At 63.8% G+C, this 22,770-nt stretch carries 21 protein-coding genes and 8 tRNA genes; 26 read left to right on the top strand and 3 right to left on the bottom strand.

The annotated features are described in order from the left end of the window. Positions 1 to 28: 28 nt before the first annotated feature. From eno to truD, 6 genes are read left to right on the top strand one after another with little or no spacing between them, the layout of a single operon-like run. On the top strand, positions 29 to 1,327 hold the full coding sequence (gene eno / locus ACFPME_RS01670; protein ID WP_377301365.1) for a phosphopyruvate hydratase: 1,299 nt from the start codon (positions 29 to 31) through the stop codon (positions 1,325 to 1,327). Between the two features lie 18 nt (positions 1,328 to 1,345). Then, complete coding sequence (gene ftsB / locus ACFPME_RS01665; protein ID WP_377301363.1) at positions 1,346 to 1,678, top strand: cell division protein FtsB; 333 nt, start codon at positions 1,346 to 1,348, stop codon at positions 1,676 to 1,678. Further along, entirely contained in the window at positions 1,675 to 2,373 is a 699-nt protein-coding gene (ispD, locus tag ACFPME_RS01660; protein ID WP_377301361.1) for a 2-C-methyl-D-erythritol 4-phosphate cytidylyltransferase, read from the top strand. Before ftsB ends, ispD begins: the two co-directional genes overlap by 4 nt. Next, positions 2,370 to 2,843: a 2-C-methyl-D-erythritol 2,4-cyclodiphosphate synthase gene (ispF, locus tag ACFPME_RS01655; protein WP_377301359.1), complete on the top strand. Its 474-nt coding sequence runs from the start codon at positions 2,370 to 2,372 to the stop codon at positions 2,841 to 2,843. Before ispD ends, ispF begins: the two co-directional genes overlap by 4 nt. Next, positions 2,840 to 4,234 carry a magnesium transporter gene (gene mgtE, locus ACFPME_RS01650; protein WP_377301357.1) on the top strand — a complete coding sequence of 465 codons (1,395 nt, stop codon included), beginning with the start codon at positions 2,840 to 2,842 and terminating at the stop codon, positions 4,232 to 4,234. Before ispF ends, mgtE begins: the two co-directional genes overlap by 4 nt. 53 nt (positions 4,235 to 4,287) lie before the next feature. Beyond that, positions 4,288 to 5,316 carry a tRNA pseudouridine(13) synthase TruD gene (gene truD, locus ACFPME_RS01645; RefSeq protein WP_377301355.1) on the top strand — a complete coding sequence of 343 codons (1,029 nt, stop codon included), beginning with the start codon at positions 4,288 to 4,290 and terminating at the stop codon, positions 5,314 to 5,316. Between the two features lie 29 nt (positions 5,317 to 5,345). On the opposite strand, the gene ACFPME_RS01640 is transcribed toward truD, so the two are convergent. Continuing rightward, positions 5,346 to 5,891, bottom strand: a complete 546-nt coding sequence (locus ACFPME_RS01640) for a Smr/MutS family protein (protein WP_377301353.1) — start codon at positions 5,889 to 5,891, stop codon at positions 5,346 to 5,348. A 161-nt stretch (positions 5,892 to 6,052) separates the two neighbouring features. Here ACFPME_RS01640 and surE point away from each other — a divergent pair, with 161 nt between their 5' ends. The 4 genes from surE to ACFPME_RS01620 are packed head-to-tail and all read left to right on the top strand — an operon-like array spanning position 6,053 to position 9,212. Beyond that, complete coding sequence (gene surE, locus ACFPME_RS01635) at positions 6,053 to 6,850, top strand: 5'/3'-nucleotidase SurE (protein WP_377301351.1); 798 nt, start codon at positions 6,053 to 6,055, stop codon at positions 6,848 to 6,850. 3 nt (positions 6,851 to 6,853) lie between these two features. Continuing rightward, on the top strand, positions 6,854 to 7,549 hold the full coding sequence (locus ACFPME_RS01630; protein WP_377301349.1) for a protein-L-isoaspartate(D-aspartate) O-methyltransferase: 696 nt from the start codon (positions 6,854 to 6,856) through the stop codon (positions 7,547 to 7,549). After that, a complete protein-coding gene (locus ACFPME_RS01625; RefSeq protein ID WP_377301347.1) occupies positions 7,549 to 8,157 on the top strand; it encodes a YqaA family protein in 609 nt (202 codons plus the stop codon). The genes ACFPME_RS01630 and ACFPME_RS01625 overlap by 1 nt, the downstream gene beginning before the upstream one ends. A 47-nt stretch (positions 8,158 to 8,204) precedes the next feature. Next, entirely contained in the window at positions 8,205 to 9,212 is a 1,008-nt protein-coding gene (locus ACFPME_RS01620; RefSeq protein WP_377302815.1) for a peptidoglycan DD-metalloendopeptidase family protein, read from the top strand. A gap of 15 nt (positions 9,213 to 9,227) precedes the next feature. Here ACFPME_RS01620 and ACFPME_RS01615 read toward each other — a convergent pair whose 3' ends face one another. Continuing rightward, a complete protein-coding gene (locus tag ACFPME_RS01615; RefSeq protein WP_377301344.1) occupies positions 9,228 to 9,605 on the bottom strand; it encodes an Mth938-like domain-containing protein in 378 nt (125 codons plus the stop codon). A gap of 22 nt (positions 9,606 to 9,627) precedes the next feature. Then, on the bottom strand, positions 9,628 to 9,924 hold the full coding sequence (gene yhbY, locus ACFPME_RS01610; protein WP_377301342.1) for a ribosome assembly RNA-binding protein YhbY: 297 nt from the start codon (positions 9,922 to 9,924) through the stop codon (positions 9,628 to 9,630). Between the two features lie 82 nt (positions 9,925 to 10,006). Here yhbY and rlmE point away from each other — a divergent pair, with 82 nt between their 5' ends. The 16 genes from rlmE (at position 10,007) to ACFPME_RS01530 (ending at position 22,757) form a co-directional block, all read left to right on the top strand. Further along, on the top strand, positions 10,007 to 10,657 hold the full coding sequence (gene rlmE / locus ACFPME_RS01605; RefSeq protein ID WP_377302813.1) for a 23S rRNA (uridine(2552)-2'-O)-methyltransferase RlmE: 651 nt from the start codon (positions 10,007 to 10,009) through the stop codon (positions 10,655 to 10,657). Further along, on the top strand, positions 10,654 to 12,612 hold the full coding sequence (gene ftsH / locus ACFPME_RS01600; protein ID WP_377301339.1) for an ATP-dependent zinc metalloprotease FtsH: 1,959 nt from the start codon (positions 10,654 to 10,656) through the stop codon (positions 12,610 to 12,612). Before rlmE ends, ftsH begins: the two co-directional genes overlap by 4 nt. Before the next feature lie 227 nt (positions 12,613 to 12,839). After that, positions 12,840 to 12,916: transfer RNA gene (locus tag ACFPME_RS01595), tRNA-Arg, on the top strand. Between the two features lie 177 nt (positions 12,917 to 13,093). Further along, a tRNA-Pro gene (locus ACFPME_RS01590) sits at positions 13,094 to 13,170 on the top strand. Between the two features lie 24 nt (positions 13,171 to 13,194). Next, positions 13,195 to 13,271, top strand: a tRNA-Arg gene (locus ACFPME_RS01585). A gap of 15 nt (positions 13,272 to 13,286) precedes the next feature. After that, positions 13,287 to 13,363 (top strand) — tRNA-His (locus tag ACFPME_RS01580). Positions 13,364 to 13,382: 19 nt separating this feature from the next. Further along, positions 13,383 to 13,458: transfer RNA gene (locus ACFPME_RS01575), tRNA-Lys, on the top strand. A gap of 294 nt (positions 13,459 to 13,752) precedes the next feature. Further along, positions 13,753 to 13,837, top strand: a tRNA-Leu gene (locus tag ACFPME_RS01570). An 89-nt stretch (positions 13,838 to 13,926) separates the two neighbouring features. After that, positions 13,927 to 15,219: a trigger factor gene (gene tig, locus ACFPME_RS01565; RefSeq protein ID WP_377302811.1), complete on the top strand. Its 1,293-nt coding sequence runs from the start codon at positions 13,927 to 13,929 to the stop codon at positions 15,217 to 15,219. A 35-nt stretch (positions 15,220 to 15,254) separates the two neighbouring features. Further along, on the top strand, positions 15,255 to 15,884 hold the full coding sequence (clpP, locus tag ACFPME_RS01560) for an ATP-dependent Clp endopeptidase proteolytic subunit ClpP (RefSeq protein WP_377301337.1): 630 nt from the start codon (positions 15,255 to 15,257) through the stop codon (positions 15,882 to 15,884). A gap of 109 nt (positions 15,885 to 15,993) precedes the next feature. Then, positions 15,994 to 17,286, top strand: coding sequence for an ATP-dependent Clp protease ATP-binding subunit ClpX (gene clpX / locus ACFPME_RS01555; protein ID WP_377301335.1), 1,293 nt, complete (start codon positions 15,994 to 15,996; stop codon positions 17,284 to 17,286). A gap of 176 nt (positions 17,287 to 17,462) precedes the next feature. Then, the gene (lon, locus tag ACFPME_RS01550; protein ID WP_377301333.1) at positions 17,463 to 19,937 is read left to right on the top strand and encodes an endopeptidase La; all 2,475 of its coding nucleotides are present in this window, start codon (positions 17,463 to 17,465) and stop codon (positions 19,935 to 19,937) included. Positions 19,938 to 20,277: 340 nt separating this feature from the next. Next, positions 20,278 to 20,550: an HU family DNA-binding protein gene (locus ACFPME_RS01545; protein ID WP_113724836.1), complete on the top strand. Its 273-nt coding sequence runs from the start codon at positions 20,278 to 20,280 to the stop codon at positions 20,548 to 20,550. A gap of 19 nt (positions 20,551 to 20,569) precedes the next feature. After that, a tRNA-Val gene (locus tag ACFPME_RS01540) sits at positions 20,570 to 20,644 on the top strand. A gap of 9 nt (positions 20,645 to 20,653) precedes the next feature. After that, positions 20,654 to 20,730: transfer RNA gene (locus ACFPME_RS01535), tRNA-Asp, on the top strand. 125 nt (positions 20,731 to 20,855) lie between these two features. Further along, a complete protein-coding gene (locus tag ACFPME_RS01530; RefSeq protein WP_377301330.1) occupies positions 20,856 to 22,757 on the top strand; it encodes a SurA N-terminal domain-containing protein in 1,902 nt (633 codons plus the stop codon). The last annotated feature ends 13 nt before the right edge of the window (positions 22,758 to 22,770 follow it).

The following is a 22,770-nucleotide window of genomic DNA, read 5'->3' as shown; positions in this document are numbered from 1 at the left end:
ACGCCAACACTCGACTGACGGACACCGCATGAGCACCCTGATCACCCGCATCCACGCCCGTGAGATCCTCGACTCGCGCGGCAACCCCACGCTGGAAGCCGAAGTCACCCTGGCCGACGGCGGTTTCGGCCGCGCCGCGGTGCCCAGTGGCGCCTCCACCGGCTCGCGCGAGGCGGTCGAGCTGCGCGACGGCGACAGATCGCGTTACGGCGGCAAGGGTGTGAAGGAAGCGGTGGCGAACGTCAACGCCACCATCGCCGATGCGCTGAAGGGTTTCGATGCGGCCGACCAGAAGGGTCTGGACACCAACCTGATCGCGCTGGACGGCACCCCGAACAAGGGCCGGCTGGGCGCGAACGCCCTGCTCGGCGTGTCGATGGCGGCCGCGCACGCAGTGGCTGCGTCGCGCGGCGAGCCGCTGTGGCAGTACTTGTCGAACGGCAAGCCCGGCGCCTTGCCGGTGCCGATGATGAACATCATCAACGGCGGTGCGCATGCCGACAACAACGTCGACGTGCAGGAGTTCATGATCCTGCCGGTGGGCCTGCCGAACTTCGCCGAGGCGCTGCGCGCCGGCGCGGAAATCTTCCATGCGCTGAAGAGCGTGCTGCATGGCCGCGGCCTCAGCACCGCGGTGGGTGACGAGGGCGGCTTTGCGCCGAATCTGCGCTCCAACGTCGAGGCGATCGACACCATCCTGGAAGCGGTCGGCAAGACCGGCTACAAGATCGGCAGCGAGATCCTGCTCGGTCTCGACGCGGCCAGCTCGGAGTTCTACAAGAACGGCAAGTACGACCTGGCCGGCGAAGGCAAGCAGTACACCTCGGCGCAGTTCGCTGACCTGCTCGCCGGCTGGGCGAGGCAGTACCCGATCGTCACCATCGAGGACGGCATGGCCGAAGGCGACTGGGACGGCTGGAAGCTGCTCACCGATGCGATCGGCGAGCGCGTGCAGGTGGTCGGCGACGACCTGTTCGTGACCAACCCGGCGATCTTCCGCGAGGGCATCGAGAAGCACATCGCCAACGCGATCCTGATCAAGGTGAACCAGATCGGCACGCTGTCCGAGACGCTGGAAGCGATCGCGATGGCCGATGCGGCGAAGTACGCGGCGGTGATCTCGCATCGCTCCGGCGAGACCGAGGACACCACCATTGCCGACATCGCGGTGGCCACCACGGCGACCCAAATCAAGACCGGCTCGCTGTGCCGCAGCGACCGCGTGGCGAAGTACAACCAGCTGCTGCGCATCGAGGAACAGCTCGGCGCCGCGGCTCGCTATGCCGGCCGCGACGCGTTTCCCAACCTGACCCGTCTACCGGGCTGAGCGGAAGACTGCCGCCCCATGCTGCGCTGGATCGCCCTGGTTCTGATCCTTGTCCTGATCGGATTGCAGCTGAAGCTGTGGTCCGGCAACGGCAGCATGCGCGAGGTGGATGCCTTGCGCGTGTCGGTCAGGAAGCAGACCGACGAGAACGCCAAGCTGCTGCAGCGCAACCAGGCGGTCGGCGCCGACGTGCTGGACCTCAAGCACGGTGACCAGGCGGTCGAGGCGCGTGCGCGCACCGAACTGGGTCTGATCAAGCCGGGCGAAGTGTTCTACCAGGTGGTCGAGCCACCGGCCCGCGCCGCCAGCTCGCTGCCACCGCCCTCCGCCACGCCTGCCGGATCGCCATGAGCGCGCAGCTGCTGTGGTGCGTGGTGCCGGCCGCAGGGCGCGGCACCCGGGTCGGCGGCGACTGTCCGAAACAATACCTGCCGCTGGCCGGGCGGCCGCTGATGGCCCACACATTGGAGCGGCTGGCCGCGCATCCGCGGATCGGCGGCCTGATGGTCACGCTGGCGGCGGCCGATGCTCATTGGTCCGGCATCGACACGCTCGACGGCAAGCCGGTGTTGACCGCAATCGGCGGGGCCGAGCGCAGCGATTCGGTGCTGGCCGGGATCGACGCCTTGCCCGCATCGGTAGGCGCGGAAGATTTCGTGCTGGTGCACGACGCCGCGCGACCGTGCGTGCGGCTGGCCGATATCGGCAAGTTGATCGAACTGGCCGGTGCGGCTGACGGCGGCCTGCTGGGCGCGCCGCTGCGCGACACGCTGAAGCACGCGAATGCTGCCGGCCGCAGCGAGTCGACCGAGCCGCGCGACCTGCGCTGGCGCGCCTTCACGCCACAGATGTTCCGCCGTGGTCAACTGGCGGCAGCGCTGCGCGACACGGCACGGCGCAGCGTGAACGTCAGCGACGAGGCGATGGCGATGGAGCTGGCTGGCTTCGCGCCGCTGCTGGTCGAAGGCGCCGAGGACAACATCAAGGTAACCACGGCCGCGGATTTCGCGCTGGCCGAGTTCCTGCTGGCGAGGACATCGACATGAGGATCGGACAGGGTTTCGACGTGCATGCATTCGGCGAGGGCGACCAGGTCATCATCGGTGGCGTACGCGTGCCGCATCACCGAGGCGTGGTGGCGCATTCGGACGGCGACGTGGTGATCCACGCGCTGTGCGACGCGATCTTCGGCGCGCTGGCGCTGGGCGACATCGGCCAGCATTTTCCGCCGTCGGACGAGCGCTGGCGTGATGCCGACAGCCGCCAGTTCCTGCGCCACGCAGCGATGCTGATGGCGCAGCATGGCTACACACTGGGCAATGCCGACATCACCGTGATCGGCGAGGCGCCGAAGGTCGGCCCGCACGCGCAGGCGATGCGCGAGAACCTCGCCGCGGACCTGGACAGCGAGGTCGGCCGCATCAGTGTCAAGGCCACCACCACCGAAAAACTCGGCTTCTGCGGACGAGGCGAGGGGATCGCCGCGCAGGCGTGCGTCCTGCTGGAGCGCGCGTGAGCGAAATAGAAGCCCGCAGCGCCACAAGCCGGCTGCACGACCAGCTCGAAGCCATCGTCGAGGTGCTGCGCCGGCACGAGGACGAGAGCCTGCTGCCGGCCGAATCGCAGGCCGAATTGCGCCGGCAGCTGGATGAGCTGCACCCGGCCGACATCGCGTTCATCCTCGAATCGCTGCCGCTGGACGACCGCCTGGCGGTCTGGCAGCTGGTCAAGGCCGACCGCGACGGCGAGATCCTGCTGGAAGTATCCGATGCGGTGCGCGAATCGCTGATCGCGGACATGGATCGCCACGAGATCCTCGCGGCAGCCGAAACGCTGGACGCCGACGAGCTGGCCGACCTGGTCGAGGACCTGCCGACCGCCATGCTGCCGGAGCTGATGGCGAGCCTGGACACGCAGCAGCGCGAACAGGTGCAGTCGGCGCTGTCCTACGAGGACGACCAGGTCGGCGCGCTGATGGACTTCGAGATGGTCACCATCCGCGAGGACGTGAGCCTGGAAGTGGTGCTGCGCTACCTGCGCCGCTGGGACGAGCTGCCGGCGCAGACCGACAAGCTGTTCGTGATCAACCACGACAACCTGCTCACCGGCGTGCTGCCGCTGCACTGGCTGCTGGTGAACCCGCCGGAAAAAATGGTCAGCGCGGTGATGGCGCCGGACGTCAACACCTTCCACCCCACCGATGACGCGTACGACGTGGCGCAGGCGTTCGAGCGCTACGACCTGGTGACCGCGCCGGTGGTCGACGAGCGCGGCCACCTGATCGGCCGCATCACCATCGACGCGATGGTCGACGTGATCCGCGAGGAAGGCGAGAGCGAAGCGCTCAGCCGCGGCGGCCTGCGCGAAGAGGAGGACATCTTCGCCTCGGTGTGGGCCTCGCTGAAGAACCGCTGGGCGTGGCTGGCGATCAACCTGGTCACCGCGTTCATCGCCTCGCGCGTGATCGGCCTGTTCGAGGGCTCGATCGAGCGGCTGGTGGCGCTGGCCGCGCTGATGCCGATCGTGGCCGGCATCGGCGGCAACTCCGGCAACCAGACCATCACCATGATCGTGCGCGCGCTGGCGCTGAACCAGATCACCGCCGAAAGCGCGAAGCGGCTGTGGCGCAAGGAGCTGACCGTGTCGCTGCTGAACGGGCTGATCTGGGGTGGGGTGATCGGCCTCGTGGCGTGGCTGCTGTACGACAACCTCTCGCTGGGCCTGGTGATGACCGCGGCGATGACGCTGAACCTGCTGCTGGCCGCATTCGCCGGCGTCGGCATCCCGGTGCTGATGACGAAGTTCGGCCGCGATCCGGCGCTGGGCTCCAGCGTGCTGATCACCGCGATGACCGACAGTGGCGGTTTCTTCATCTTTCTCGGCCTGGCGACCATCTTCCTGGTGTGACGCTGGCCCCGGGTTTCAACCATTCTGAATGCCGGTGCGACCGGCGGAGTGCCATGTCCGAATCCGAAACCGTCCATGTGCCGTTGCCGTGGGCCTACGGCACACCGCCGTTGCATGCGCGCCTGCGCGCCACGCCGGAAGATTTTCTCGTTGAGGAGATCCTCGGTTACGACGCCGAAGGCGCTGGCGAGCATGCCTTGCTGTGGGTGGAGAAACGCGGTGCGAACACCGACTGGGTCGCCCGCGAGCTGGCGAAATTCGCCGGCGTGTCGCCGGTCGCGGTCGGCTATGCGGGCATGAAGGATCGTCACGCGGTGACCCGCCAGACGTTCTCTGTGCAACTGGCCGGCAAGCCTGATCCGGACTGGTCGGCGTTTCCGCATGCGGAGGCCAAAGTGCTGGCGGCGACACGGCATTCGCGCAAGCTCAAGCGCGGTGCGCTGCGCGGCAACCGCTTCGTGCTGGTGCTGCGCGAAGTGCAGGGTGACCGCGCCAGGGCCGAACAGGTGCTGGTGCAGATCGCGGCGCGTGGCGTGCCGAACTACTACGGCGAGCAGCGCTTCGGCCGCGAGGGCGGCAACGTGGCGCAGGCGCGGGCGATGTTCGGCGGGCGCCGGGTGGATCGCGACAAGCGCTCGTTCCTGCTGTCGGCGGCGCGCTCGCAGATCTTCAACAGCGTGCTGGCGGCACGGGTCGAACGCGGCGCCTGGGACAGCCCGCTGGATGGCGAGATCTGGTCACTGGCCGGCTCGCGCTCGTGGTTCGGGCCGGAACCATTCACCCCGCTGCTGGCCGAACGGCTGGCCCGCGCCGACATCCATCCGTCCGGCCCGTTGTGGGGCCAGGGCGAGCCGCCGACGCAGGGCGAGGCCGGTGCACTGGAGCGCGAGATCGGCACGGCCAACAGCGATCTGGTCGCCGGCCTGGCGTCTGCGCGGATGGATCAGGAGCGTCGCCCGTTGCGACTGATGCCGAAGGACTTGAAGTGGCATTGGCTGGACGATGCTGCTCTGGAGTTGTCGTTCGAGCTGCCGGCCGGCGCCTATGCCACGGTGGTGGTGCGCGAGTTGGCGCAAAGCTAGCCAAACAACGCGACGCACCACGGTCGTTTTCAACCCTTCAGCAACACCACCACCGCCCCGGTGCCGCCGAGCGAGGGTCGCGCCGAGGCGAACGCGACCACGTCGTCGCGCCGGCGCAGCATGCGATCGGTGAGGCCCTTCAGCACCGGCCCGGCGGCTCGCGATCGCAGGCCCTTGCCATGCACGATCCGCACGCAACGCAGCCCGTGGCGTTTCGCCTCGGCCAGAAACTGCACGATGCTTGCCTGCGCTGCGGCGGCGTTCATCTGATGCAAATCGATATCGTCCTGCACGCTGAACTGGCCGCGCTTGAGCTGACGCAGCAACTTCGGCGGGTAGCCGTCGCGCAGGTAGCTCAACTCCTCACCGACTTCGAGCAAGGCCGGGTCGAAGGCCGTGTCCAGCAACTCGCCCGGCACCGCGGCTTCATCCGCCTCCAGCATGCGCGGATGCGGCGCGGGCCGGGCGACGGAGGGCGGCGGCTCTACCGGGCCGAGCGGCCGTACCTCGCCGATCGCCTCGCGAAACAGGCGGCTGTCATCGTTGTTGATCGGGGCGTCGCTGCGGCGCTTCATCCGTCCATGCTAACCAACCGCGCAGGGTTCCGGCGCCAATGCGCGGAATTGGCGCGCATCCATGTGAAACCGGAGGTGTGCTCCGGTAGACTTCAGAGGTATCGAGCACGTGCCACCAGAGGATGGATGGCGCGTCCGCAGTCAGCTTTCGACGGAGCATCATGCGAGTTCTGGTAAGTAACGACGATGGCGTGGATGCCCCGGGCATTCGCGTGCTTGCCGAGCGTCTCGGCGCGGTAGGGCAGGTGACCGTGGTGGCGCCCGACCGCGATCGCTCCGGTGCCAGCAACTCGCTCACTCTCGACGCGCCGCTGCGCGTGCTGTCGATGGGGAACGGTTTCTACCGAGTGGCGGGTACGCCGACCGACTGCGTGCATCTGGCGTTGGCCGGCCTGCTCGAGGATGAACCGGACATCGTGGTGTCAGGCATCAACAATTCGGCGAATCTCGGTGATGACGTGATCTATTCCGGCACCGTGTCGGCGGCGATGGAAGGCCGCTTCCTGGGTTTGCCGGCGATCGCGGTGTCGCTGGTGACGCACGACCACAAGGGCATGCATTACGACTCGGCCGCGAAGGCCGTGCTGTTGCTGATGCGGCGCTTGCTGGTCGATCCGCTGCCGGCCGACACCATCCTCAACGTCAACGTGCCCGATCGTCCGTGGGCCGAGATCGAAGGCTTCGAGGTGACCCGCCTGGGGAGGCGGCATCGCTCCGCGCCGTGCATTGCGCAAACCGACCCGCGCGGCCGGCCGATCTGGTGGATCGGCCCGGCGGGTGAGGTTGACGATGCCGGTCCTGGCACCGATTTCGATGCGGTGCGGCGCGGGTTTGTCTCGGTGACGCCCATCCATGTCGACTTGACCCGGTTCCAGGCGCTGGAGAAAGTCAGCAGTTGGATGCAGGCGCTCGGCGACGACCTGGTCGCGGCCCAAGTCAGCAATGACGAGGCGGCCTGATCGATGAATGTCTACCCTTTGCCACCGGCGGACCTCAAAGGCGAGGGCATGACCTCGCAACGGGCGCGCGATCGCCTGGTGGCGAATCTGAAGGACAGCGGCATCCGCGATCCGCGCGTCATCGATGTCATCCGCAATACGCCGCGACACCATTTCATCGACCAGGCGCTGCATTCGCGCGCCTACGAAAACACCGCATTGCCCATCGGTCACGGCCAGACCATCTCGCAGCCGTGGGTGGTGGCGCGCATGACCGAGGCGTTGCTTGAGCATTTCGACGCGAAGCAGGGCATGCCGCAGAAGGTGCTGGAGATCGGCACGGGCTCGGGTTATCAGGCAGCGATCCTGGCTGCGTTGGTGCCGCAGGTCTTCACGGTGGAACGCATCGAGGAGTTGCTGCGCCAGGCGCGGCGACGCTTCCGTCAGCTCGGCCTGACCAACCTGCGCTCGCGCTATGACGATGGCAAGCTCGGCTGGCCGGACGAGGCGCCGTTCGATGCGATCATCCTCACCGCTGCCGGCGACACCATTCCCTCGCGGATCCTGGATCAGCTCGGCCCCGCTGGCGTGCTGGTAGCGCCGGTCGGCTCGCCCAGCCGGCAGACTCTGATCCGCATGCGCGGCGACGGCCAAGGCGACTTCATCCAGGAGGAGCTGGGCGCGGTCAGTTTCGTACCCCTGCTCGGCGGGATCGGTTGATGCGCCTGTTCGGGGCGCTCTACGCACGCGCACTGGTATGGGCCCGCGAGCCGCGGGCGCTTTATTACCTGTCGGGGTTGAGTTTCGTGGAAGCGTTCATCTTCCCGATCCCGCCGGAGGTGATGCTGGCGCCGATGATGCTGGGCAAGCGGCACAAGGCGTTTCTCTTCGCCAACATCAGCCTGCTGTTTTCGCTGCTCGGCGCGCTGGTCGGTTATGCGCTGGGTCACTGGGCGTTTCATGCGCTGCGGCCGTTGCTGGATGCGTTGCATCTGTCGGCGCCGATCGAGCAGGGCGTGGCGACGCTCAGCACGCAGATGCACGAGCATCGCTGGGGCATGTTCGGCGTGCTGATCCTGGCTGCGCTGCAACCCGTGGTGCCGATGAAGTTCGTTACCTGGGCATGCGGCATCATTGGCGTCCCCATCTTGCCGTTCCTGGCCTGCATCGGGTTGGGCCGCGGCAAGCGTGTGTGGTTGCTGGCGCTGCTGATTCGTCTGTTCGGCGAGCGCGCCGAGCGGATACTGCACAAGTACATCGAATGGATCGGCTGGATCGCGCTGGCGGTGTTGGTCCTTTTGCTGGTGTGGTCGATCTGGTTCCGTTGATCGGCCTGGGGAACTGGTGTCGCATGAAAAACATGTCCCGCCTCGGTATGCTGCCCGGCATGGATCGAAATCTTCGTTGGCTGGCGGCCCTGGGCATGTCCCTCCTGCTGGCGGGCTGCGGCACGATGCGCAGTTCGGTCGTGGTGGAGCCGGCCGCCGGCAGCGTCAACCCGCGCTACGCCCGGGCTGACCGGACAGCGGTGCCGGCCCGCACGCCGATTCCCGGCGGCAGTTACGTGGTGGTGAAGAGCGACACCCTGTACTCGATCGCGTTTCGCAAGGGCGTGGATTTCCGCGACCTGGCGCAATGGAACGGCATCGCCCCGCCGTACACGATCTGGCCGGGTCAGCGGCTGACCCTGTCGCCGTCAGGTCGCGCGGTCACCGCGCAGGCGGTCCATCTTGCGGCGCCATCGAAGGGAGCCGCCCCGGCGGCGCCGAGTCGGTCAGCGCCAACACCTGCAACCGGGTTCGAACCTGTCCCGGCCCCATCGGCAACGACTGCCTCCGCGGGCAGCATGGTGACCACGAATCCGCCGCCAACCAGGCGGCCGCCCGTTTCACCGGCCGTGACCGCCACAACATCCGTGGTGCCCGTAGCCGGAGTGCCCGCTGCGACGCCTGCCGCTGCGCCACCGCCGGCTTCGGTGATCCCTGCCGCGGCAGGCGCTTCACGTTCCGTAAGCGGGGTCAGTTGGCGCTGGCCCGCCGACGGTGCGCTGGTCAGCCGCTTCCAGAGTGGCGATGCGATTCCCGGCATCGAGATCGGCGGCAAGCCGGGCACTCCGGTGCGTGCTGCCGCGGACGGGGTCGTGGTGTACAGCGGCAACGGGCTGGTCGGTTATGGCGAACTGGTGATCATCAAGCACAACGAAAGCTTCCTTTCCGCGTACGGCCATAACCGCAAGCGGTTGGTCAAGGAAGGTCAGCGGGTGAGTGCCGGTCAACAGATTGCCGAGATGGGTTCCACCGGAGCCACCCGCAACGAGCTGGAGTTCCAGATTCGCAAAGACGGCAATCCGGTAGATCCATTGGGTTACCTGCCATCGCGTTGAACGGGGTTTCCGGCGTCACGCCGCAGGCAGGATGAAGCCGGCGACGACGCGGCGCCCTTCGCTGGCCAGCAGGTTGTAGGTGCGTGCAGCGGCGGCGTTGTCCATCACCTCGATACCTACGCCTGCGCGCAGCAAACCGGCCATGAACTCGGCTGCCGGAAAAATCTGGCGTTCGCCGCTGCCCAGAATCACCAGCTCGGGTTGCAGCGCCAGCAGAGCGTCGACGTACCCGGCATTCAGCGCGTTGGCGGTATCGACTGGCCAGTTCTCGACGACCCGATCCGGCGTCAGCAAAAAGCTGGCGGTGAGTTCGCGATCAAGCAGGGTGATCGAATGGGCCGCCGTGCGTCGTACGAGCAGATAGCCTTCGGTGTTGTCGAGCGACAGTTCCATCAGGTTCTCCCGGTACGGCAGCCTAGCGCGGCAAGGCGATCTTCGGTTCGTCGGTGTTGCGGCGGAACAACACGACGACATGCCCGATCTGGTGGACTTTTTCTGCCTGCGTGCCGCCGGTGAGCATGTCGATCTGCGCCTGCCGCTCGTCCTTGTCGCCACCGGACAACTTCACCTTGACCAGTTCGTGGATATCCAGCGCCTGGTTGAGCTCCTTCACCACCGCCTCGGTGGCACCCTTGTTGCCCAGCAGGACGACCGGGCTCAGATCGTGGGCGAGGCTGCGCAAGTAGCGGGTTTGCGAGGAGGAAAGGGCCATGCGGTGGTGCTCGATTCGCGGTAGATGAACGGCAAAGGGTATCATGCAGCCTTCCCATCCCCAATTTGTGACCCCCGACGACATGGCCCGCAGCAAAAGCAGCGCAGTCTGGCTGCGCGAACATTTCAACGACGAATTCGTGAAGAAAGCCCAGGCCGAAGGCCTGCGTTCGCGTGCGGTGTACAAACTCGAGGAATTGATCGAACGCGATCGCCTGCTCAAGCCGGGCATCAACGTGGTGGATCTCGGAGCCGCCCCGGGCAGCTGGTCGCAGCTGGTGCGCAACCGTCTGGGCGATACCGGCAAGGTGTTCGCGCTGGACATCCTGCCGATGCAAAGCATCGCCGGGGTGGATTTTCTGCAGGGCGACTTCCGTGAGGAAGCGGTGCTGCGCGAACTGGAGGCCCGGCTGGAGGGGCATCGGCTTGATCTTGTACTGTGCGATCTGGCCCCCAATATGAGTGGTGTGGCGCTGGCCGACCAGATCCGCGCGATGGCTCTGGCCGATCTCGCGCTCGATTTCAGCAGGCAGTGGCTCAAGCCGGGCGGGTCGTTCCTGATCAAATTGTTCCAGGGCGTCGGCTTTGACGAATATTTGCGCAGCTTGCGCGCGGACTTCACCCGCGTGACCATGCGTAAACCTAAGGCCTCCCGCGCACGTTCGCGTGAGGTGTACGCACTGGCGGTGGGTTTGAAGCCTGCCGTCGTGTCACCGGGCGAGAACCGTGCATGAATGAAACAGCGAAAAACGTGTTGCTCTGGGTGATCATCGCGGTGGTCCTTTTCACCGTGTTCCAGAGCTTCAACCCGCGCGGCGCGGCCTCTTCCGATCTGCCTTACAGTTCGTTCGTGCAGAGTGTGGACAACGGCAACGTCGCCAACGCCACCATCAGTGCCGATCAGCCCGCCACCATCAGCGGCAAGCTGAAGGACGGCAGCGCGTTCCGCACGGTCGCCCCAATGCTCGGTTTTTCCACCAATGCGGTGGTCAAGCAGATGCAGGACAAGGGTGTCGAAGTCCGCCAGGATCCCTCCGAGGGTTTCTCGCTGATCGGTCTGCTGGTGAGCTGGTTGCCGGTGTTGCTGATCGTCGGCGTGTTCATCTGGTTCATGCGCCAAATGCAGTCTGGTGGCGGCGGTCGCGGTGCGATGAGTTTCGGTCGGTCGCGCGCCAAGTTGCAGGGCGAGGACCAGATCAAGGTCAATTTCAGTGATGTCGCCGGTTGCGACGAAGCCAAGGAGGAGGTCGGCGAGCTGGTCGAGTTCCTGCGCGATCCGGGCCGTTTCCAGAAGCTGGGTGGCAAGATTCCTCGCGGTGTGCTGATGGTCGGCCCTCCCGGCACCGGCAAGACTCTGCTGGCGAAGGCCATCGCGGGCGAGGCAAAGGTGCCGTTCTTCGCGATCTCCGGCTCCGACTTCGTCGAAATGTTCGTCGGCGTTGGCGCCAGCCGCGTGCGCGACATGTTCGAGCAGGCCAAGAAGCATGCCCCCTGCATCATTTTCATCGACGAGATCGACGCCGTCGGTCGCCATCGCGGTGCCGGCCTGGGCGGCGGTCATGATGAGCGCGAGCAGACCCTGAATCAGTTGCTGGTCGAAATGGACGGTTTCGAGGGCACCGAGGGCATCATCGTGATCGCCGCTACAAACCGTCCCGACGTGCTGGATCCGGCGTTGCTGCGGCCGGGCCGTTTCGATCGCCAGGTGGTGGTGGGCCTGCCGGACGTACGTGGTCGCGAGCAGATCCTCAAGGTCCACATGCGCAAGGTGCCGACCGCCAGCGACGTCAACGCGATGACCATCGCGCGAGGCACGCCGGGCTTCTCCGGCGCCGACCTGGCCAACCTGGTCAACGAGGCCGCCCTGTTTGCCGCACGCGAGAACGCGCGCGAGGTCCGCATGAGCCATCTGGACAAGGCTCGCGACAAGATCCTGATGGGAAGCGAGCGTCGCTCGATGGCAATGAGCGAGGACGAGAAGAAGCTCACGGCGTATCACGAGGCAGGCCACGCCATCGTCGGCCGGCTGGTGCCGGAACACGATCCCGTCTACAAGGTCACGATCATCCCGCGCGGCAGGGCGCTGGGCGTGACCATGTATTTGCCCGAGGGCGACAAGTACAGCATCAACCGCGTGGCAATCCAGTCGCAGCTTTGCTCGTTGTACGGCGGTCGCGTGGCCGAAGAGCTTATCTTCGGGGCCGACAAGGTGACCACCGGAGCGTCCAACGACATCGAACGGGCCACCAAGATGGCACGCAACATGGCCACCAAATGGGGGCTGTCGGATGAGCTCGGCCCGATCACGTACGGCGAGGATGAGGACGAAGTGTTCCTTGGTCGCTCCGTCACTCAGCACAAGAGCATCTCCAACGAGACCGCCAGCAAGATCGATGAGGTAGTACGTGGCATCCTCGATCGCGCCTACGCGCGCAGTAGGGAGTTGCTGACTGCCAATCTCGAGAAACTCCACGCCATGGCCGAGGCGCTGCTTCAGTACGAAACCATCGACGCGCATCAGATCGACGACATCATGGCCGGGCGCGAGCCGGGCCCACCTGCCGACTGGACCAAGAACGCCGCGACCGGCGCCACACCGCCGCCTCCGCCGCCCAAGGGCGACGCCGGCTCCACGGTGGGCAAGATGGGCGATCCGGCGCCGCAAAGCCGCAACAGTCTGGAAAGCTGATACGTGTTTGGACGTCCATAGTGTGCAGCCCTTCCTCGTTCGGTCCGCTGCGGGGTGCCCCCGATGGTCGGGTCGATGAACCGTGGGGCCCGGACGGTTTGGAATCACGCCAGATAAAAATTTGCGAAAAAGGTTGACGCACGGTGGCGGAGTCTGAATAATTCCGCTTCTTGCTTCACCGCCTCGACGCCCAAACGTCGACGTGGCAGGGCAGAAAGTTTTTCAGTGCGCCCGTAGCTCAGTTGGATAGAGTACCTGGCTACGAACTAGGTGGTCGGGAGTTCGAATCTCTCCGGGCGCACCATTTTTACAAGGCGAGGCGGGGTGCTTGCACCCCGTTTTGTTTTCGCGGAAAGGTTTGTTCCTTTGCACGAAAACAGTTGATTGGAAATGATGGTGTGCTTCGTACGGATTGACTGAGCGAAGCATCACCCGTAACATTTGAAGGCTTCGATGACTTGAAGTGTTCGAGGATTCGTTGCGGGGTATAGCTCAGTCTGGTAGAGCGTTGCGTTTGGGACGCAAAAGTCGGGGGTTCGAATCCCTCTGCCCCGACCAGCAACGTATCCTGCGGCAGAGACTGCGCCTGTAGCTCAACCGGATAGAGCATCGGCCTTCTAAGCCGACGGTTGCAGGTTCGAGTCCTGTCGGGCGCACCAGTTACAAGATTTATGGTGGGTGTAGCTCAGCTGGTTAGAGTCCCGGATTGTGATTCCGGTTGTCGTGGGTTCGAATCCCATCATCCACCCCAGTTCCAAGCCAGGTTTCCTGGGCCGTTAGCTCAGTTGGTAGAGCAGTTGACTCTTAATCAATTGGTCGAAGGTTCGAATCCTTCACGGCCCACCAATGCAGACAAGACGCCGATCGCTTGCGATCGGCGTCTTGCTTTATGCCATCAAGGAAGCCCGGTCGTCGGGATTCGGCTGGCGAGCCGTGGACGGCTCGCTGACATGACAGGCCCTTCTTCAGCGCGCTTGTGCTGCAAGGTCATGCAACCGTAAAATGATCAGCTTTCGTATAAGGTAATCATCGACTTAGGCGGGCGTGGCAGGTGAATTTCGCAGCAGTGGCCAGGCGACATGGCCACCGGGGCATTAGCTTCGAGATCATGTACTTACGAACGTCAATGAGCGTGGCAAGGCGAGAGTGGCGGAATTGGTAGACGCACCAGATTTAGGTTCTGGCGGTTAACCCCGTGGGGGTTCGAGTCCCCCCTTTCGCACCATGCCCCGATGTTATTCCCTTGGTTTTATCGGCGGCACAGCCGCCATGGCGCCTGCGGCAGGCCCACAACATCAGGTACCAGGAGACGTCATGCAGGTTTCGGTTGAGAACATCGGCACGCTTGAGCGCAAGCTCACGGTGAAGTTCGCCGCAGAGCGGTTCGAGACACAGGTCAGCGCGCGGATCGCGGAAATGGGCCGCACGGTTCGTCTGAAAGGTTTCCGTCCGGGGAAGGTGCCGACGACGGTGATCAAACAGCGTTTTGGGGAGCAGGTCCGTGGCGAAGTGTTGTCCGATCTCATCGGCAGTACGCTGCGCGAGGCGGTGGAGCAGGAGAAACTGAAGCCGATCGCCAACCCCGCGATCAATACCACCGGCAAGCCGGAGAACGGCGAGATTGCCTACACCGCTACCTTCGAGATCATGCCGGAGTTTCCGGCGATCGACGTGACTGCGCTGGAGATCAACCGGCCGGTGGCCACGGTGACCGATGCCGATATCGACAAGATGCTGGAGACGCTGCGCCAGCAGCGCCGCAGCTTCGATGAAGTGGAGCGCGCCTCGGCCGACGCCGACTTCGTGATGTTCGAATATGCCGCTGAGGCGGGTGACTACCGTTTCCCCGCCGAGGGTATGGAGCGGGCCGGCAGCGTGTTGGGCTCGGGCACGTTGTTCAATGCGCTCGACCATGCATTGATAGGGCGCAAGGCGGGCGAAAGCTTTGATGCCGACATCGCGTTTCCGGCGGATTTCCGCAACGAGCAGTTGGCCGGCAAGACTGCCCGGGTCAGCTTTGCCGTCGTCAAGGTGCAGGCGCCGAAGCTGCCCGAGATCGACGGCGAGTTTGCCAAATTGTTCGGTATCGAAGACGGCGACCTGGAGACTTTCCGCAAGGAGGTTCGAGCCAATCTCGAGCGGGAACTCAATGCGGCGCTGATGGCGCGACTGAAGTCCGAAGTTGCCGAAAAGCTGGCCGATGCGCACGCCGGGCTCGACGTGCCGAAGCTTATGGTGCAGTCCGAGGCGCGCAACATGGCTGCCGGCAGCGTGCCGCAGGGCCAGCAGCCGCCGCCGCAGTTGATCGATGCCGCCATGCCGACCGCACGCAAGCGGGTGATCGCCGGCCTGCTGATGGGCGAGGTCGCGCGCAAGCACGAGATCAAGATCGACCGCAAGCGCGTCGCTGAGCAACTCGCCGCGATAGCCTCGACCTACGAGGAGCCGGAGAAGGTCATTGAACTCTACAACGGCGACCCCCAATTGATGTCTGGGCTGCAGAATCGTGTGATGGAAGATCAGGTGGCTGAGTGGGTGGCGGATCATGCCAAAACCACGCAGCAGGACTTGAGCTTCGACGACGTGATGCGCCCGGCTAACGTCTGAGCCTCTACAGGCATATTCACCGGAGAGCTGCCAACATGGCCATGGACCCGATCCAGAACCTCAATTTGATACCGATGGTCGTCGAGCAGACGGCCCGCGGCGAGCGCTCCTATGACATCTATTCGCGCCTGCTGAAGGAGCGTGTGATCTTCCTGGTCGGCGAAGTCAACGATCAGGTTGCCAACGTGATCGTGGCCCAGATGCTGTTTCTGGAGTCGGAGAATCCGGACAAGGACATCCACTTCTACATCAACAGCCCCGGTGGCGCGGTGACCGCGGGTCTGGCGATCTATGACACCATGCAATTCATCAAGCCGGACGTCAGCACGATGTGCATCGGTCAGGCGTGCAGCATGGGTTCGCTGCTGCTGACCGCAGGCGCCAAAGGCAAGCGGTTCTCGTTGCCGAACTCGCGCGTAATGATCCATCAGCCTTCAGGTGGCGCGCAGGGTCAGGCAACCGACATCGAGATCCAGGCGCGCGAGATCCTATACATGCGTCAGCGCCTGAACCAGATCTATGTCCAGCACACCGGACAGGCGATCGAGAAGATCGAATTGGACATGGAGCGGGATCGCTTCATGAATGCCGTTGACGCCAAGACGTATGGCCTGATCGATGAAGTGCTCGACAAGCGCGCCGGCGAGACCGTGAAATCGGCCTGATCCACAGGCCCCACCCCATAGTCACGGGATGGGCTCTGCGTCTGCAGGCAGACGCGGAGCCCTGTGTTATTCTCGCGACGCATTCAGATTTACCAGCGGGATCGAGAGTATGAGCGACGACCGGCAGGGGCGTTCCAGCGACAGCGGCAAGATTCTCTATTGCTCTTTCTGCGGCAAGAGCCAGCATGAAGTGCGCAAGCTGATCGCGGGTCCGTCCGTGTTCATCTGCGACGAGTGCGTAGAGCTGTGCAACGACATCATCCGGGAGGAACTGGAAGAAAAGGCTGCCTCCGGGCGCACCCAGTTGCCGAAGCCGCGCGAGATCCGTGAATCACTGGATCAATACGTGGTGGGCCAGACCCGCGCCAAGAAGGCGCTGGCGGTGGCGGTATACAACCATTACAAGCGGATCGAGTCGCGCCAGAAGAGTGACGACATCGAGCTGGGCAAATCCAACATCCTGCTTATCGGTCCGACCGGTTCAGGCAAGACGCTGTTGGCCGAAACGCTCGCTCGTCTGCTCAACGTGCCGTTCACCATCGCCGACGCCACCACGCTGACCGAAGCCGGTTATGTGGGCGAGGATGTCGAGAACATCATCCAGAAATTGCTGCAGAAGTGCGACTACGACGTCGAGAAGGCGCAGTCGGGCATCGTCTATATCGATGAGATCGACAAGATTTCGCGCAAGAGCGAGAACCCCTCGATCACCCGCGACGTGTCGGGAGAGGGCGTGCAGCAGGCGCTGCTGAAGTTGATCGAGGGCACCTTGGCCTCGGTTCCACCGCAGGGTGGGCGCAAGCACCCACAGCAGGAATTCCTGCAGGTGGACACCAAGAATATCCTGTTCATCTGCGGTGGCGCATTCGCCGGCCTGGAAAAGGTCATTCAGCAGCGCTCCGAGAACACCAGCATCGGTTTTTCCGCCGAAGTGCGCAGCAAGGAGCGCACCGAGAACCTGGGCAAGGTGCTGGCCGACGTGGAGCCTTCGGATCTGGTGCGTTTCGGCCTTATTCCGGAATTCGTCGGGCGCCTGCCGGTGGTGGCCACGCTGGATGAACTCGACGAAGCGGCTCTGGTGAAGATTCTCACCGAGCCGAAGAACGCTGTCACCAAGCAGTTCAAGAAGCTGTTCGAGATGGAGGAGGTGGAGCTGGAGTTCCGCCCCGAAGCACTGCAGGCCATCGCCAAGAAAGCGCTCAAGCGCAAGACGGGCGCACGTGGCTTGCGCACCATCCTTGAGCAGGTGTTGCTGGACACGATGTACGAGCTGCCCTCGCTGGAGCATGTCAGCAAGGTCGTGGTGGACGATGCCGTGATCGATGGCCAGGCCGAGCCATACCTGATCTATCGCGGCAACCTGCAACAGCGCGTGGCGGGCGAGGGTGGCGACGCAGCCTGATCCGCACTACGCGCAGCAGCAACAGCGGCTCCGGTGTTCTCCGCCGGGGCCGTTCTGTTTTTGGGCGTCTCACATACCTTGACTGCGGGCCTTGCCGCCTCCACTTGACCTGATGACGGGCCCGGCGCAGTGTCGGGACGTACCACATAGAACCGAAAATCGAGGGACTTCCATCCATGGCCAAGAACGCCCCCCTTCCCGTTGCACTGGATGCACTCCCGGTATTGCCATTACGCGATGTGGTGGTCTATCCGCACATGGTCATCCCGTTGTTTGTCGGACGCGACAAGTCCATGCGCGCGCTGGAGCGCGCCATGGAAGGCGAACGACAGATCCTGCTGGTCGCCCAGAAGAGCCCGGATATCGACGATCCCGAAATTGCCGATCTTCACCAGGTCGGCACGCTGGCCGGCGTGCTGCAATTGCTGAAATTGCCCGATGGCACGGTCAAGGTGCTGGTCGAAGGCCAGTCACGGGTGGCGGTCGAGGACTTTCAGGAACAGGACGGCATGCTGGTGGCGCGGTCGCGCCTGATCGAGCCGGTCTACAACGCCAAGGAACGCGAGTTGGATGTGGTGTCGCACACGCTGATTTCGCTGTTCGAGCAACTGGTCAAACAGAGTCGCAAGCTTCCACCGGAAGTGTTGGCCAGCCTTTCGGGCATCGATGACCCGTCACGCGTCGCTGATTCCATTGCAGCCCACCTTTCCGTGCGCATGGCAGACAAGCAAAGGGTGCTGGAGACCGCCGACGTCGGGCAGCGGCTGGAGCTGTTGATCGGGCTGGTCGACAGCGAGATGGATCTGCAGCAGGTCGAGAAGCGCATCCGTGGCCGCGTCAAGTCGCAAATGGAAAAGAGCCAGCGCGAGTATTACCTCAACGAACAGATGAAGGCGATCCAGAAGGAGCTCGGCGACAACGAGGAGGGTCCCAACGAGGTTGAGGAGCTGCAGAAGAAGATAGAGACGTCAGGCATGCCAAAGCCGGTGCTGGCCAAGGCGCGCCAGGAGTTCAGCAAGCTCAAGCAGATGTCGCCGATGTCGGCCGAGGCCACCGTGGTGCGCAACTACCTCGACTGGCTGGTTGGTGTGCCCTGGAAAAAGCGTGCCAAGGTGCGCAAGGATCTTCAGGTCGCGCAGGAGGTGCTGGACGCCGATCATTTCGGCCTGGAGAAGGTCAAGGATCGCATCCTGGAGTACTTGGCCGTGCAACAGCGCGTATCTCAGATGAAGGGCCCCATCCTGTGCCTGGTCGGCCCCCCGGGCGTGGGCAAGACGTCACTGGGGCAGTCGATCGCCAAGGCGACCAACCGGAAGTTCGTGCGTATGAGCCTGGGCGGCGTACGTGACGAAGCCGAGATCCGCGGGCACCGGCGCACCTATATTGGTTCGATGCCCGGCCGCATCGTGCAGAATCTCAACAAGGTGGGCAGCAAGAATCCGCTGTTCATGCTGGACGAGATCGACAAGATGTCGATGGACTTCCGCGGCGATCCCTCATCGGCGCTGCTTGAGGTTCTTGATCCGGAACAGAACCATGCGTTCAACGACCACTACCTCGAAGTCGATCTCGACCTGTCCGAGGTGATGTGGATCGCCACGGCGAACTCGTTGAACATTCCGGGTCCGCTGCTGGACCGCATGGAAGTCATCCGTATTCCTGGCTATACCGAGGATGAGAAGCTGGGCATCGCGCAGAAATACCTGCTTGCCAAGCAGCTCAAGGCGAACGGGCTCAAGCCTGAAGAGCTCAGCGTGACCGAGGACGCTCTGCGCGACATCGTGCGGTACTACACGCGCGAATCGGGCGTGCGCAACCTGGAGCGCGAGATCTCCAAGATCTGCCGCAAGGTGGTCAAGGAGCTGACCCTGGCCCAGGTGAAAAAGGCCAAGGCCAGAACAGCGCCCGCAAAGACGGCCAAGGCCAGGGTCAAGGCCGACACGGGAAGGGTCAAGGTGGATTCCGCCAACCTGGATCATTATCTGGGCGTGCGGCGTTTCGACTTCGGTCGAAAAGAGTTGCAGAACGAAGTAGGGCTGGTGACCGGGCTCGCCTGGACACAGGTCGGTGGCGAACTGCTGAGCATCGAATGTTCCGTGGTGCCGGGCAAGGGCAAGCTGGTGCATACCGGCCAACTTGGCGACGTCATGAAAGAGTCGATCCAGGCGGCCTTGTCGGTGGTGCGCGCCCGCGCCGACCAGTTGGGCATCGATCCGGATTTCCATCAAAAGCTCGACGTGCATATCCATGTTCCGGAGGGAGCCACGCCGAAGGACGGCCCCAGCGCGGGCATCGCGATGTGCACGGCACTGGTCTCCGTGCTTACCAAGGTGCCCGTACGTTCCGAGGTGGCGATGACCGGTGAGATCACCTTGCGCGGTCGTGTGCTGCCAATCGGCGGGCTCAAGGAGAAGTTGCTGGCAGCGCTCCGCGGCGGAATCACCACGGTAATCATCCCCGAGGACAACAAGAAGGATCTGGTGGACATGCCCGCCAACATAACCTCGTCGCTGGAAATTCATCCGGTGCGCTGGATCGACGAGGTGCTCGACATTGCGCTGGAACGTCCGCTGCGGCCCAACCCGGTCAAGGACGAGGCTTCGGCGACGATGGCGGGCGAGCCATCGGAAGTTCACTCGCTCACGCACTGACAGGCGGAGATCGTTGCTCAGCGGGTCCGGGGCGCCCTGCTGCGGCAGGGCGTTTCCGTTTCCGTTTCCGCTGCCGGCTGCTGTTGCACGTAGTCTTCTGGCGCCCGTTTTGCAAGCGGTTCCGGCAGACGCCAACCTCGCGGAAATGTTGCTGTGGCTTGTGTTGCGGATTCCAGCAAGGCACTGGTATAAAGGCGATACCGCAGTCCCGGCGCCGATATCTCGGTGCAGCGACGCGGGGTTGCGTCAAGCACCTGCGAGAGCCAACCATCATGCCGGCGTTGTCCCGTTCTCGGGCCGACTGCGCTGGCGAAAAATCCGAACAAGGGAGTTTCTTTCAATGAATAAAACCGATCTGATCAATGCCATCGCCGAAAAAGCCGAATTGACCAAGGCTGATGCAGGCCGCGCCCTCGAGGCGTTCTTCGAGACCGTGCAGAAGTCGTTGAAGGCGGGCGAGGATGTGTCGGTCGTGGGCTTTGGCACGTTCACTGTGCGCAAGCGCGCAGCGCGCACCGGCCGCAATCCGCGCACCAACGAAGCGATCAAGATCAAGGCCTCGAAAGTGCCCGCGTTCAAGGCTGGCAAGACCCTGAAGGATGCCCTAAACTAAGCGGCTGACGCTTGGTTTCGGGTGCTTAGCTCAGCGGTAGAGCGTCGCCCTTACAAGGCGGTGGTCGTAGGTTCGATCCCTACAGCACCCACCAGAAAAATGCGGAGTGGTAGTTCAGTTGGTTAGAATGCTGGCCTGTCACGCCGGAGGTCGCGGGTTCGAGTCCCGTCCACTCCGCCACAGTTCGCAAGGGCGCCCGCGTGGCGCCCTTGTCATTTGAGCAGTGCGTGTTCGCCTGATCTCGGAACAGGCCGCTTGCATCACCATGCACCACGCGTTTTCAACCACGTTGCGGGAAGATTTCAATGCTGCAGGCAATGCGTAACAAGATGCATGGATGGCCGTCCATCATTGTTCTTGGTCTCGCCGTTCTGGCGATGTCGCTGTTTGGCATGGAGAGCTACTTCACGTCGCGTGACGACGCGTTCGTGGCGAAAGTCGGCAAGCATGAAATCAGCCAGAACGCCTATCAGGACAGGATCAACCAGCTGCGGCAGCAAACCAGCGCCGAGCAGGGCGAGCATTTCGATTCCAGCATCTTCGAGAAGCCCGAGACAAAGCAGCGGATCCTGGATGGCATGGTCGATCAGCAATTGCTGCTCCAGGCCAACGATGACTGGGGCATGCGGGTATCGGATCAGGCCATACGGGATTACATCGCGGGCATTCCGGCCTTCCAGGTCAACGGTCAGTTCGACGCGGTCAGCTATCGCGCATGGCTGGCCAGCCAGCGCAAGACGCCGGACATGTTCGAGAGCGAGATACGTTCTTCGTTGGCCACCCAGTTGCTGCCTGACGCCATCAACGACAGCACCATCGTCAGCGACGCGCAGGTTGACCAGTTCCTGAGTCTGCTCACCCAGCGCCGCGACCTGCGTTACTTCCAGCTGCCGCGACCGGCGCTGCCCGATAATCAAGTCAGCGATTCGCAGATCGAAAGCTGGTACAAGGCGCATCTCGCCGATTACATGACTCCCGAACAGGTTTCGGTGAAATACGTCGAAGTCAACGGCGCGGATCTGCCGCTGGAAGCCGCACCCAGCGACGACGACCTCAGAAAACGCTATGAGGATGAAAAGCAGCGTTTCGTGCAGCCGGAACAGCGGCTCGTTTCGCATATCCTGATCAACGTACCGGCCAATGCCACGCCCGAGCAGCAAAAAGTTGCGCTGGCGAAGGCCGAGAAGATCGCCGCCGAAGCCACCCCCGGGGACTTCGCCAAACTGGCCGAACGGGACTCGCAGGACCTCGGTTCAAAGCGGCAGGGAGGCGATCTCGGATGGCTGGAGAAGGGCGTGACCAACCCCGCCTTCGACGCGGCGTTGTTCGCCCTGCAGAAAAACCAGATTTCCCAGCCCGTGCTGTCGTCCGATGGCTATCACATCATCTGGCTGCGCGATGTTCGCAGCGGCGAATCCAAGCCGTTTGAAGAGGTTCGGGACCAGCTGGTGAAGGAGGCGTCGTCGGCCGAACGCGACCGCACGTACAACGAGGTTGCCGGCAAGATGTCCGACAACACCTATCAGAACCCGACCTCGCTGGAGCCCGCTTCGGTCGCCTTGAAGCTGCCCATCAAGACGACGGCGCTGTTCGGTCGTTCCGGTGGCGAAGGTCTTGCCGCCAATCCCAAGGTGGTCGCTGCGGCGTTCAGCGATGACGTGCTGGTACAGGGCAACAACTCCGGTCTGATCGACCTTGGCGGCAACCACTCGGTAGTCATCCACATCGACAAGCATGTGCCGGCGGCGGCGCGTCCGCTGGCCGAAGTGCGTGCCGACGTGCAGAAGCGGATCCTCGACGAGCGCGCAGCGGCCCTCGAGAAGAAGCAGGCCGACGACGCGCTGGCGCGCTTGCGCAAGGGTGAATCGATGTCGACAGTGGCATCATCGTTGGGAGCCACCCTCACTGCAGTGAACGAGGCCGTGCGGCAGTCCCAGGTGCCGGCGCCCCTGTTGACGCAGGCGTTCCAGCTGCCACACCCCGCTGCCGACAAGTCGCAGTTCGCTGTTGTGGACATGCAGAACGGGACGTTCGCACTCCTGGCGCTGGACAAGGTTCAGGGCGGCGATCTTTCCAAGGTGCCGCCGGAGCAGCGCGAATCGTTGCGCCAGCAGATGGCCCAGGCCTACGGTTCCGAGACAACAAGAGAACTGATTTATCTGCTCAAGGCAAAGACCACGATCAAGCTCAACAAGGCGCGGTTGTAATGCATGCGGCGCC

Origin of the sequence: Rhodanobacter umsongensis (assembly GCF_042654965.1) — a bacterium.
GTDB lineage: Bacteria > Pseudomonadota > Gammaproteobacteria > Xanthomonadales > Rhodanobacteraceae > Rhodanobacter > Rhodanobacter umsongensis.
This window is presented reverse-complemented; position numbering and strand designations above follow the sequence as displayed.